This is a genomic window from Parasphingopyxis sp. (assembly GCF_052168275.1).
Lineage (GTDB): Bacteria > Pseudomonadota > Alphaproteobacteria > Sphingomonadales > Sphingomonadaceae > Parasphingopyxis.
The window spans coordinates 1-10,951 of sequence record NZ_JBQLZM010000080.1; the positions used below are offsets into that span (position 1 = coordinate 1).

12 protein-coding genes are annotated in these 10,951 nt (G+C 65.0%); 5 read left to right on the forward strand and 7 right to left on the reverse strand.

Going from position 1 to position 10,951, the window contains the following annotated elements; genetic code table 11:
- The 3 genes from rplI to rpsF all read right to left on the reverse strand — a co-directional run.
- Nucleotides 1-448 (reverse strand): 50S ribosomal protein L9 (rplI, locus tag ACTS1X_RS07360; protein WP_442613738.1); only part of this gene is annotated, 448 nt, incomplete at its 3' end.
- A 10-nt stretch (nucleotides 449-458) separates the two neighbouring features.
- Nucleotides 459-683, reverse strand: coding sequence for a 30S ribosomal protein S18 (gene rpsR / locus ACTS1X_RS07365; RefSeq protein ID WP_442613739.1), 225 nt, complete (start codon nucleotides 681-683; stop codon nucleotides 459-461).
- Between the two features lie 24 nt (nucleotides 684-707).
- The gene (gene rpsF, locus ACTS1X_RS07370) at nucleotides 708-1,076 is read right to left on the reverse strand and encodes a 30S ribosomal protein S6 (protein ID WP_442613740.1); all 369 of its coding nucleotides are present in this window, start codon (nucleotides 1,074-1,076) and stop codon (nucleotides 708-710) included.
- A 277-nt stretch (nucleotides 1,077-1,353) separates the two neighbouring features.
- On the opposite strand from rpsF, the gene ACTS1X_RS07375 reads away from it, so the two are divergent.
- Nucleotides 1,354-2,733, forward strand: coding sequence for a cation:proton antiporter (locus tag ACTS1X_RS07375; RefSeq protein ID WP_442613741.1), 1,380 nt, complete (start codon nucleotides 1,354-1,356; stop codon nucleotides 2,731-2,733).
- Here the strand turns inward: ACTS1X_RS07375 and ACTS1X_RS07380 are convergent.
- A complete protein-coding gene (locus tag ACTS1X_RS07380; protein ID WP_442613742.1) occupies nucleotides 2,730-3,512 on the reverse strand; it encodes a DUF2189 domain-containing protein in 783 nt (260 codons plus the stop codon). The two genes, ACTS1X_RS07375 and ACTS1X_RS07380, sit on opposite strands and share 4 nt — an antisense overlap.
- A 184-nt stretch (nucleotides 3,513-3,696) precedes the next feature.
- On the opposite strand from ACTS1X_RS07380, the gene ACTS1X_RS07385 reads away from it, so the two are divergent.
- The 3 genes from ACTS1X_RS07385 (at nucleotide 3,697) to ACTS1X_RS07395 (ending at nucleotide 7,640) form a co-directional block, all read left to right on the forward strand.
- Entirely contained in the window at nucleotides 3,697-4,539 is an 843-nt protein-coding gene (locus tag ACTS1X_RS07385; RefSeq protein WP_442613743.1) for a class II aldolase/adducin family protein, read from the forward strand.
- A gap of 66 nt (nucleotides 4,540-4,605) precedes the next feature.
- Entirely contained in the window at nucleotides 4,606-6,144 is a 1,539-nt protein-coding gene (locus tag ACTS1X_RS07390; RefSeq protein WP_442613744.1) for a tryptophan halogenase family protein, read from the forward strand.
- The gene (locus ACTS1X_RS07395) at nucleotides 6,141-7,640 is read left to right on the forward strand and encodes a tryptophan 7-halogenase (protein ID WP_442613745.1); all 1,500 of its coding nucleotides are present in this window, start codon (nucleotides 6,141-6,143) and stop codon (nucleotides 7,638-7,640) included. The genes ACTS1X_RS07390 and ACTS1X_RS07395 overlap by 4 nt, the downstream gene beginning before the upstream one ends.
- Nucleotides 7,641-7,658: 18 nt before the next feature.
- Here ACTS1X_RS07395 and ACTS1X_RS07400 read toward each other — a convergent pair whose 3' ends face one another.
- Together ACTS1X_RS07400 and ACTS1X_RS07405 are read right to left on the reverse strand one after the other, a co-directional pair.
- A complete protein-coding gene (locus ACTS1X_RS07400; RefSeq protein WP_442613746.1) occupies nucleotides 7,659-8,312 on the reverse strand; it encodes a hypothetical protein in 654 nt (217 codons plus the stop codon).
- Between the two features lie 136 nt (nucleotides 8,313-8,448).
- Complete coding sequence (locus ACTS1X_RS07405) at nucleotides 8,449-9,441, reverse strand: NAD(P)H-binding protein (RefSeq protein ID WP_442613747.1); 993 nt, start codon at nucleotides 9,439-9,441, stop codon at nucleotides 8,449-8,451.
- Nucleotides 9,442-9,591: 150 nt separating this feature from the next.
- Between ACTS1X_RS07405 and ACTS1X_RS07410 the strand changes: the two genes are divergently transcribed.
- The gene (locus tag ACTS1X_RS07410) at nucleotides 9,592-10,332 is read left to right on the forward strand and encodes a Crp/Fnr family transcriptional regulator (protein ID WP_442613748.1); all 741 of its coding nucleotides are present in this window, start codon (nucleotides 9,592-9,594) and stop codon (nucleotides 10,330-10,332) included.
- Here the strand turns inward: ACTS1X_RS07410 and ACTS1X_RS07415 are convergent.
- Nucleotides 10,329-10,817 (reverse strand): hemerythrin domain-containing protein, encoded by a 489-nt coding sequence (locus ACTS1X_RS07415; RefSeq protein ID WP_442613749.1) that lies wholly within the window; start codon nucleotides 10,815-10,817, stop codon nucleotides 10,329-10,331. The genes ACTS1X_RS07410 and ACTS1X_RS07415 overlap by 4 nt on opposite strands.
- Nucleotides 10,818-10,951 lie beyond the last annotated feature (134 nt).

Sequence of the window (10,951 nt, forward strand, 5' to 3'; positions counted from 1 at the left end):
CTTCGGGCGAGCGGGCGACATTTACCTTGATCGTGGCGTCGACTTCCGCGTGCAGCGCGATCCGCACCTCGTACATGCCGATCGCCTTGATCGGCCGTTCGAGAACGACCTGCTTCTTGGTCACCGGCTCGCCCTTGGCTTCGAGCTCGGCGACGATGTCGCGGACCGCAACCGAACCGTAGAGCTGGCCAGTCTGCGAGGCCTGGCGGATCAGTTCGATGGTCATGCCGTCGAGCTTTTCGCCTTCCTTCGCGGCCGCGGCGCGGCGCTCTTCATTTTCCTTCTCGAGCCGTTCGCGATTGGCTTCGAACAGTTCCTTGTTCGCCTTGTTGGCGCGCAGGGCCTTCTTGTTCGGCAACAGGAAGTTGCGGGCGAAACCGTCCTTGACGGTCACGACATCGCCGATGGTGCCGAGATTGCCGACGCGTTCGAGCAGAATGATATCCATGTATCCGCTCCTATTTCACGATGTAGGGCAGCAGGCCGATATGCCGGGCGCGCTTGATCGCCTTGGCCAGCTCGCGCTGCTTCTTCGCCGAAACGGCGGTGATGCGGGACGGGACGATCTTGCCGCGCTCGGAGAGGAACCCCTGCAGCAGCTTGACGTCCTTGTAGTCGATGACCGGCGCGTCTTTGCCCGAAAAGGGGCAGCTCTTGCGGCGGCGGAAAAATGGGCGTGCCATGATCTATATCTCCTTGTCGCCGGTCTAGCGGTCGTCGTCGTCGTCGCGGCTGCGACGCTTCGAATCGCGCTCATTCTTGCGCATCATGATCGACGGGCCTTCTTCGTGCTCGTCGACGCGGATCGTCATGTAGCGGATCACGTCTTCGTTGATGCGCGTCTGGCGTTCCAGCTCTGCGACGACCGAACCCGGGCCATCGACATGAAGCATGACGAAATGGGCCTTGCGGTTCTTCTGGATCGGATAGGCGAGCGATTTGAGACCCCAGGTCTCGGTCCGCGTTACCTTGCCGTCGTTGGATTCGATAATCTTCGTGGCTTCCTCGGCGAGCGTATCGACCTGGGCCTGGGCCAGGTCCTGACGCGCGAGGAAGACATGCTCGTACAGAGCCATGCTTCTCTTACCTTTCCTGCCGATCGCTGACGCCGCACCATGCGAACGCCCCTCCGGCCTTCTTCAAAAATCAGGGGCAAAGCGCATGACGCTTCACCCCGGAAGCGGGCCATTTAGGGCTTTTCGGTCCGGTTGGCAAGCCGATAGGCGGCAATCGCGAAAAAGCCGCTCCGGTCGACACCGGCGGACACGCGGCCGGGGCGAGCCCGCCCGGATCCGCACCCGGACGGCGGCGATCGACGGGGCCGGGCGATTGCCAGTACCGGCGGTTCGGGGCATGAACAACCCCATGGACGATATGCCTTTTCTCCTCCAGCTCGATCCGCGCGACATATTCTATACCATCATCGGCGTCGCGCTGCTCGGACTGACATTGCAACCGGCGCTCAGCCAATACCGGTTCACGAACTTTCCGCTGTTCTACATCGTGATCGGCATCGGACTGGCGTTGATCGGTCTGCCGGCGCTCGACCCGCTGGACGGCGGCCTGTCTGCCATGGTGATCGAGCATGCATCGGAACTGATCGTCATCATCTCGCTGGCGGGCGCCGGCCTGGCGATCGACACCAAGGAAAGCTGGCGCAACTGGCAGGCTTCGTTTCGCCTGCTGCTCGTTTCGATGCCGCTCACCATCCTGGCCGTGTTCCTGCTCGCTTTCTATCTGGTCGGCATGCCCTGGGCGAGCGCCATGCTGCTGGCCGCCGCCCTCGCTCCGACCGATCCGGTGCTGGCGCGCTCGATACAGGTCGGCCCGCCGGGCAAGAAGGAAACGCCGATGCAGGTCGCGCTGACGGCGGAGGCGGGATTGAACGACGGGCTGGCCTTTCCGTTCGTCTATCTCGCGATCACCGCCGCGACGCTGGGATTTGCGGGATCCGGATTTCCCGATTGGGGCTGGTCGTGGCTCGGCTACGATTTCTTCTACCGCGTCGTGGCCGGCTGGCTCATCGGCTATGGCTGCGGCCATGTGATATCGCGGATCGTGTTCAGCCGCTTCGGCGACGCCCGGCAGGGCGCCTGGAACTCGATCATCGTCGTCCTCGCCGCGACGCTGATCGCCTATGGCGTCGCGGAAAGTTTCGATGCGTACGGCTTCCTTTCGGTGTTCGCGTCAGCGCGCGCGGGCCGCGCCAATTCGCGCGGAACCGACGGCGAGTCCTATGAGAAATATATCCATCACGGCGCCGATCAGCTCGAATCGATCCTGCTCGCGCTGCTGCTGTTGTGGTTCGGCATGTTCGTCGGCGCCGGGGCGCTGGACAGCATCGGCTGGGCGGAAATCGCGCTTGCGGTCCTGATCGTGCTGATCATCAGGCCGGCCAGCGGCCTGTTGTCGTTGATCGGATATTCCTGCGAAAATCTGGAGCGGATCAAGGTCGCCTTTTTCGGGATACGGGGCATGGGGACGGTTTTCTACATCGCCTATGCGCAGAACCATGCGGACTTCGACGGGATCGAGACCGTCTGGCGGGTCGCGGCCGCCACGATCTTGCTGTCGATCGTCCTTCACGGCTTCGCGGCCAATTTCGTGCTGGACGACGGGGAAGAGGACGAAGAGCATCCCCACAAGGCGGATGATCCGGATGAAGCGCCGGCATCACGGGATGCTTTGGACGGAAAACGGCCGTCGGACGGCGTTGCCGCCGCCCGTCCCTAGGTTCCGGCGTCGCTCACCGAACGGCGGAACAGGTGCCAAGTCGCGTGCCCCAGCACCGGCAGTACGACGAGAAGCCCGAGGAACAGCGGGATCATCGCCACGAACAGGGCGACCGCGATAAACACAGCCCAGACCAAGAGGACGAACGTATTCGATCGCACCGTGGCGAGGCTGACGATGATCGCGGTGATGAAGTCGACATCGCGATCGACCAGCATCGGCAGGCTGACGACCGTGATCGAATAGAAGGCCAGCGCCATGAGCGCGCCGACGATACCGCCGACCACCAGCATCATGATGCCCGCTCCTGTCTGAAACAGCGCGAGCGATTCCGATCCTATCCCTGATTCCGCCAGGAAGACGGCGAAAATGCCGTGCGCGACCATCAGCCAGAATGCGAAGGCGACGAAGACGATAACGCCCATACTCAGTATCTGGTCGTCGCCGCGGCCGCGTAGCGCGCCGAGGATTGCGCGCCAGCTCATCGGCAGTCCGGCTTCGCGGCGGCGGCTCACTTCGTAGAGCCCCACGGCGACGAACGGCGCGAGGATGGGAAAACCGGCCGCTGCCGGCACCAGCCAGGCGATCTCGCCGCGGTTGAACAGGGCGAAATAGAGAAACATCCCGGCGACCACGTAGATCGCCGCGAAAAACAGCCCGAAAGCCGGATACGCCCGGAAATCGCGCCAGCCGGCCGCCAGCGCGGCGCGAAGATCGCCTATCGTGAGATCGCTTGCGACCCGTGCCGGCGCTACCTGCGCTTCTTCGACCTTGACCATGGCAGTCTCTCCCGTGGAAGCATTAGGGATGGTGCAACAAGTCGGGCCGGGCATCAAGTATCACGCGAAGCGGGCCGGCAAGCCGGAGCTCGCTGCCGACCTGTAAATCGGTGCCGAAAAACCGGTGATGACAGCGCTCGCCGTTCGGCGGTATGGTATGCAGCGCGAAACAAGGAGGTCGACGATGGCGACGGCAGCGAAGGAAACGGCAACCGCGTTGGAGGTGGAGCAAGGATTCAATATCCCGGATCCGACGCAGATCGATCGCCTCGAGGGCAAGGTGTCCGCCACCGAATGGCGGCTCCGCTGCGAACTTGCGGCCACCTACCGGCTGTGCGCGATGCACGCCTGGACCGATCTGGTGTTCACCCATATCTCCGTGCGTTTGCCGGACGAGGACGGCGAGGAGCGGTTCCTGATCAATCCCTATGGCGTGATGTTCGACGAGATGACGGCGTCCGCGCTCGTCAAGATCGATCTCGACGGCAACGCGAAACAGGAGACGCCCTATTTCGTCAATCCGGCAGGCTTTACCATCCACAGCGCCGTCCACAGCGCGCGCGAGGACGCCGGATGCGTGATCCATGTGCATACGCCCTACGGTATCGCGGTGTCGGTGCAGAAGGACGGGCTGCGCCGCTACACGCAATTCTCGATGCAGATCCACGACGATCTTGCCTATCACGATTATGAGGGCATCGCGCTCGACCTCGACGAACGCGAGCGGCTGATCGCCGATATCGGCGAGAAGAACCTGCTGATCCTGCGCAATCACGGCACGCTCACTATCGGGCAGAATTGCGCGCTGGCGTTCCTGCGCATGTATCTGCTCGAGAACAGCTGCAAGACGCAGATCCTGGCGCAGTCGATCGGGGGCGCCGAGCATCTGCACGAGGAAAGCGAGGATATGGCGCATCGCGTGTTCCAGCAGGCTGCGCCGGCCTTCACCAAGGGCCTGGGCGACAACCTCGTCTGGCCAGGACTGATCCGTAAACTGAACCGCACCAATCCGGGTTTCGATTATTGATCCTTTCGGGGGTCCGGCGCGTGATCCGGCCGGGCCGGACAACCGGGACGTCGGGGGAGGCGTGAAGTGAGCGACCGATCGGACCGGCAGGTCCGCAGTATCGTGATCGTTGGCGGAGGGACCGCGGGCTGGATGACCGCCGCGGCGCTCGCCCACAAGCTTTCGGGGCTGGACGTGTCGATCACGCTGGTGGAATCCGCAGAGATCGGAACCGTCGGCGTCGGCGAGGCGACCCTGCCGCAGATCCGGGATTTCAACCGGTCGCTCGGCATCGACGAGGCCGAGATGATGGCGCGCACGGCGGCGACGATCAAGCTCGGCATCGAGTTTTGCGACTGGGGCCGGATCGGCGATCGCTATTTCCACCCGTTCGGCGCGCATGGGGAGGCGATCGGACCTGCGGATTTCCATCATTACTGGGCGAAGCTGAACGCGGCCGGCGATGCCGCGCCCTTCGGCGACTATTGCTATCCGATCGTGGCGGCGCGGAACGACCGGTTCGCGTTGCCGGACGCCGAACCCGAATCCGGCCTGTCGGCCTATTCCTATGCCTTTCAGTTCGATGCCAGCCTGTACGGCGTGTTTCTCGCGGCCTTCGCGCAGGAGCGCGGCACGAAGCGCGTGGAGGGCAAGGTCGTCTCGGTGCGGACGGACGGTGAGAGCGGATTCATCGCCGCGATCGCGCTGGAATCCGGCGGAGAGATAGCGGGCGACCTGTTCGTCGACTGTTCGGGCTTTCGCGGGCTGCTGATCGAGCAGGAGCTGGAAACGGGCTATGAGGACTGGAGCGGTTATCTGCCGTGCAACCGGGCCTGGGCCGTCCCCTGCGCCATCGAGGGTCCGGTCGGCCCCTATACGCGGTCGACGGCGCGCACGGCCGGCTGGCAGTGGCGGATTCCGCTCCAGCACCGGATCGGCAACGGCCATGTCTATTGCGACCGCTATATCGGCGACCAGGATGCCCTCGACCAGCTGATGACGACCCTGGAGGGCGATCCGCTCGCCGACCCCAAACAGCTGTTCTTCAAGACCGGGAAACGGCGCAGGCTGTGGAACCGGAACTGCGTCGCCATCGGCCTGTCGGGCGGATTCCTGGAGCCGCTGGAATCGACGAGCATCGACCTGATCCAGAGCGGCATCGTCAATCTTCTCGCGCTGTTTCCCGAGAAGGATTGCGCCGCACGCGATGCCGACGAATATAACCGGCTGATGGACCTCGAGTTCGAGCGGATCCGGGATTTCCTCATGCTGCACTATGTCGCGACCCAGCGCGACGACGCCGCGCTGTGGCGCGACATGCGCGAAATGGAATGGCCGGACAGCCTCGCCTACAAGATCGACGCGTTTCGCCGCCGGGGCATCGTACCCGAATATGAAAGCGGGCTGTTCCAGCCGCCGAGCTGGCTGTCGGTCTTCATCGGACAGAATATCCTGCCGCAATCCGTCGACCCACGGACCGACAGGATGACGGCGGACGAGATCGCGGCCCAGCTCCGGCGGATACGCGCTTCGATTTCCGGCGCCGTGGAGGAGACGAGCGAGCATCTGGCGTTCATCGCGGGCCATGGCGCGTCGTTCGGCGGCGCGCGGGCGGACGTGGCATGACGCAGGATTCTGCGGCGCTGTCCCGCATCGCGCTGTTCGGCAAGAGCGACGAAATCTGGCCGGTCGCCACCCTGCTCGCCGAAAACCTGCCCGATCGCATCCGCCTGACGGTCGTCGAGGATATCGGCGAACCGGCCCCGCCGGGCGCGCTCACGCTGGCCTGCGACAGCCGGTTTCATGACGGTATCGGCGTCACGGTCCGCGATCTGGTCCGGCACTGCAACGGGACCTTGGGACTGGGGACCGACCATCGGGACTGGCGGGGCGAGGGCAGCCGTTTCTTCGCCGCGCCGTCCGGCACCGTGCCGGTCATTAACGGCGTCGCCCTGCACCATGTCATGCTGCGGGCGGCGGCGACGTACGAGGAGCCGGACAGGCTCGCGCATCTGCTCGAGCCGTTCCGTTTCGCGGCCCGGGCCGCTCTCGCCGGAAAATTTTCCTTTCCGTCCGACGATCCCGGATCGCCGCTCACCATGCTCGGTCCGACGGTCCAGTGCGATCGCACCGCCTATGCGGCGTTCCTGAAGGATCGCGTCCCGGCGTCCGGCGCGCGGATATTCGAGGCATGGCCGGTCGGTGCCGATCTCGATCCGGACGACGGCCATATCCGCTCGGTCGGACTGGCCGACGGCCGGACCATCGAAGCGGACTTTTTCGTCGATGTCTCGGGCGCGCTGTCGCGTCTGCTGCCCGATGAACGCACTCCGCGTCGACACCGGCTGGCCGATATCCTCGCCTTCGACCGGATCGCGAGCGGGGCAGGCGGCCCGGCGGTCTCGGCCGAGCCGGGTCATACGATCGCTCGGGCGCTGCCGGGCGGCCTGCTGGTCGAAACGCCGCTCGGCGACGGCGCGGTTTCCGAACTCCTCTATGCATCGGCACTTATGGACGACGCGGCGGCGCAACGGCTGGTCGCGTCGTCGTCGGAATCGCTGCCGTTCGCGCCCCATTTCACGGACGCGCCTTGGACGGGCAATCTCGCGCGACTCGGCGGCGCGGCCGCCCGGCTCGGTCCGTACCAGTCCGCCGACATGCGGTTGCTGCACGAACAGGCGCTGCATCTGGTGCACTGCCTTCCGGCGACCCGGCGCATGGATGTCGAAGCGACCGAATTCAATCGCAAACAGGCCCGTTCGGCCGAACAGGTCCGCGATTTCGTCCTGCTGCCGCTGGTCCTGAACGGGCGGGACGATGCGCCCTGGGCCGACATGCGCAAGGCCGCGCTGCCCGAAACCCTCGCGCTCCGCCTCGACCAGTTCCGGAACCGCGGGCGCTTCATCGCCTTCGACAGCGAGCTGTTCGACCGCCAGACCTGGATCGACATGATGATCGGTTTCGGCGTCGTTCCGGAGCGATACGATCCCTTGGCGCGATCCATCGACATGCGCCAGGTCCAGCCGGTCCTGAAGCGAATGGTCGATGCCTTCACCCGGGCCATCCACGACATGCCCGACCTGGCCCGCTATCGGCGGGATTTTGCCGCGGACAAGCGGTAGCTGCGGCCCGTCGGCGGACTAGGCGTCCCGCCGCGTCACCAGCCACATCGCGATCGCGGTCGTCAGCGCGGCGGCGGTGCCGGCCGCGCCGGCTTCGAAGACCATCGCCATGCCCTGCGGAATTGCGAGGATGTTGAGTGCGGCGGCGGCGAGGCCAAAGAGGACGGCCAGCGCCCCGAAGGCCTTGGCCGATGTCCTGTCGCCGGCGAACAGCAGCAGGCCGAAGCCGATCCCGGCCAGCGCGAGCAGCACCTTGGCGAGGAAATAGAAGAGAAAGGCGCCGGCGACGACGACGGAGAAGACCGGGGCGAGCGCTTCGCCCGCCAGTGCGGCCGGGCGGAACATGGACAGGCCGATCCCGACCTGGATGACGTTGAACAGGCCCGAGAACAGCAGCGCGGCCCAGGCCGCCGGCGCCGGCGCGCCGCGGACCATAGCGACGAGCCCGGCGACGGCGATCACGGAGAACGCCGCAAGCTCGATCGTCCAGACGGTGGCGATTTCCGGCCAGCGCTCCGTAAAATACCGCACCACATCCGCATTGGTGACGCCGGCGGCCGGGTCCGACGCCTGCGGCCCGCCAAGCGTCATCATGTAGAAAATCTGCGTCACCACGCCGAGGATGAGAGCGGCGGCGATCAGAGTGCCTGCGCGGCGGGTCGTCATGTCCATCGAATTGCCCCTTGTGCGAAAAAGAAGATGCCCGAGCTTCGGCGCCGGTGGCTGCGAGGTTACCGTCCATTGCACAATCGCCGTTCGACCAACGGGCCCGAGCGGCTTGCCAACTGTCGACGGCCTTCGATCGCCTTCAGAAAACCGCATGGTCGCCGCGGTCGACCGAGGCGTCGCCGGCGATCAGGCGCGCGTAGAAATCGAACAGCGTTTCGGAGCCGGTCGAGGGCGTGGCCGCAGCGTCGTACAGCCCGGTTTCCGGATTCAGCACCAGCATGGACTCGGTGGCGTAATAGCGGCCGATGCGCGCGAGCTCGGCCTTCTCCGCCGCCGCAGGGACGATCCGGCCGATCGCGCCCAGCGTGCCGGCAATCGCGTCGAGCAGCCGGACCGGCACATGGGTGAAGCGCGGTTCGCGGCCGAGCAGGGCGAAGAGATGCTCGGCCTGGTCCTTCGGCGTGATCGCCTCGCCCGGACCGCCGATCGGCAATATCCGGTTGTGACGGCTGTCATCGTCGAGACAATCGGCGAGATAGTCGGCAAGATCGGCATCGCTGATCGGCTTGCAGGCGGTCAGCGTGCCGTCGCCGAACAGCAGGAAGGATTTGCCCTGCCGGACCCGGTCTACCTGGCCGGACAGCGACTTGAAAAAGGCGGTCGGCCGGACGATCGAATAGGTAAGGCTGGAGGCCATCAGCTCCCGCTCGAAGGCAAGCTTGGCCTGCTGAAAGGCGAGCAGCGGCTTCTGTACGCACAGTGCCGAGAGCAGCACCATGTGGGGAATGCCGGCCGCCCGGACGGCCGACAGCGCCGCCATATGGGCGCCATGATCGATGGCCCATGCGTCCCGGGGCGCTCCGGTGCGCGACGCCATGCAGGAGACCAGCGCATCGAACCGTTCGCCGCGCAAACCGTTCCGGGCGAGGGACGTCGCGTCGATCGCGTCTCCAAATCGCAGTTCGGCGCCGTTCAGCGGTCCCGCGGTGTCGTCTGCGGCCAGCCGGCCGCCGCTTCCAGCCCGTCGCCGGACGAAGCAGACGACGTCATGGCCGCGCTGCAGGAGCGCCGCGACGGTGGCCCGGCCGATCGTGCCGGTGGCGCCGAGAACGAAAACCCGGCGCGATGTCATGGGAGCTTGTGCCGTATCTTTGCCGGCAAATGTTCCGGGTGCGGTACCGCTTCCAATTGAAATCCTCCGTCCGTTGGAGCAAGGATAGCCTCACGTTTCCCGGGACTTGCTGATATTTGGCGGTCGGGCGCGCGCGACAAGAGGCGTCATATGACAGATTCCTGCCTGGTTCATAAGCTCGATATCTTTCTCACGCTCACCGATCGTGAGAAGGAAGCGCTGGTCGAGCTCGAAAAATCGCCGCGGGACTATGCCGCCGGCGAGACGATTTTCGAAGAAGGCGACGACGCGGACACGCTCTACGTCGTGCAGCATGGCTGGCTATATTCGAGCAACATGCTCGCGGACGGCAGCCGGCAGATCCTGCTGCTCCACTATCCCGGCGACATATTGGGCACCGCGAGCATCGCGTTCGACGAGGCGGGTTCGAGTGTCGTCGCGGGCGAACCGGCAACGCTCTGCCGTTTTCCGAAAAACAGCTTGGGACGCCTGTTCGACGCGCATCCCCGGCTTGCGGCGCTCATCTACGCGCTGGGCATGGTGGAAAATGTGACGCTTTCGGACCGGCTGAGAGTGCTCGGCAGTTCGCCCGGAAAGGGTCGGCTGGCCGGCTTCATCATGGAAATCGTTAGCCGGCTCCGGGCGACGCGCGACGAACAGATCACGCATCTCGACATGACGCTGACCCAGGCCGATATCGGCGACGCGGTGGGCCTCAACAAGATCCACGTCAACCGGCTTTTCCGCGAACTCGAACAGGAGGATTTCGCGATCCGGCGCGAGGGGCGGCGGATCGAAATCCTCCGCGAGGATTTTCTGTGCGACATCTCGTCCTTCGCCAACCGGTACCGGGAAATCGATACGAGCTGGTTCCCGCCGCCGCAGAGCTAGGAGGAAGCGGCCGCCGTTTGCGCAGGCTGATCCTGCCCGAGGTCGGTCAGTGCGATTTTCTTGGCGCGGTCGTAGCGGTCGATCATCGACACCCGATCGGCGGCGCCGAAGAACTCCTGGACGGCGGGGACCATCTCGGCCTCTTCGTCGTCGATATGTTTGCAGACGATCTCCTCCAGGAGACGCGCGTCCTGATCCCAGTCGTCCGCCCGTCTGCCGCCGGTCTCCGACAGTCTGGCCAGCAGCTCGGTCGCCACCTTGTGCTCGGTGTGGCCGACATGGGTAAGGTCGTTCCATTGCGGCATCCGCCCTTCCAGGGCATTGTAGACGACCATCTCCTCAGCGACGCTGTGCGCATAGTAGAGCTGCTTGAAATGCGACAGCGAACGCCGGCGCGCGGCATCGGACGCGCCGTCCTCGTTCATCACGGCCAGGAACCGTTTGAGGGTCCGGTGATCGCCTTTGAGGCGGTCGATTATGTCCATTGCCGTTACTCCGTTCGAATGTACGCGCTGCCGCCGCTGGAAGCCGGTTTTCGCTTACGAAGCCGACGCAGCCCGACGACGTTCACGATGGGCTCGGCGCCCTCGTGCTTGAAGCGGCCCATGGCGGTGCGCTT

Coding starts and splice junctions, on each gene's coding strand:
- rpsR (WP_442613739.1), bottom strand. CDS start 683: ATGGCACGCCCATTTTTCCGCCGCCGCAAGAGCTGCCCCTTTTCGGGC.
- rpsF (WP_442613740.1), bottom strand. CDS start 1,076: ATGGCTCTGTACGAGCATGTCTTCCTCGCGCGTCAGGACCTGGCCCAG.
- ACTS1X_RS07375 (WP_442613741.1), top strand. CDS start 1,354: ATGAACAACCCCATGGACGATATGCCTTTTCTCCTCCAGCTCGATCCG.
- ACTS1X_RS07380 (WP_442613742.1), bottom strand. CDS start 3,512: ATGGTCAAGGTCGAAGAAGCGCAGGTAGCGCCGGCACGGGTCGCAAGC.
- ACTS1X_RS07385 (WP_442613743.1), top strand. CDS start 3,697: ATGGCGACGGCAGCGAAGGAAACGGCAACCGCGTTGGAGGTGGAGCAA.
- ACTS1X_RS07395 (WP_442613745.1), top strand. CDS start 6,141: ATGACGCAGGATTCTGCGGCGCTGTCCCGCATCGCGCTGTTCGGCAAG.
- ACTS1X_RS07400 (WP_442613746.1), bottom strand. CDS start 8,312: ATGGACATGACGACCCGCCGCGCAGGCACTCTGATCGCCGCCGCTCTC.
- ACTS1X_RS07405 (WP_442613747.1), bottom strand. CDS start 9,441: ATGACATCGCGCCGGGTTTTCGTTCTCGGCGCCACCGGCACGATCGGC.
- ACTS1X_RS07410 (WP_442613748.1), top strand. CDS start 9,592: ATGACAGATTCCTGCCTGGTTCATAAGCTCGATATCTTTCTCACGCTC.
- ACTS1X_RS07415 (WP_442613749.1), bottom strand. CDS start 10,817: ATGGACATAATCGACCGCCTCAAAGGCGATCACCGGACCCTCAAACGG.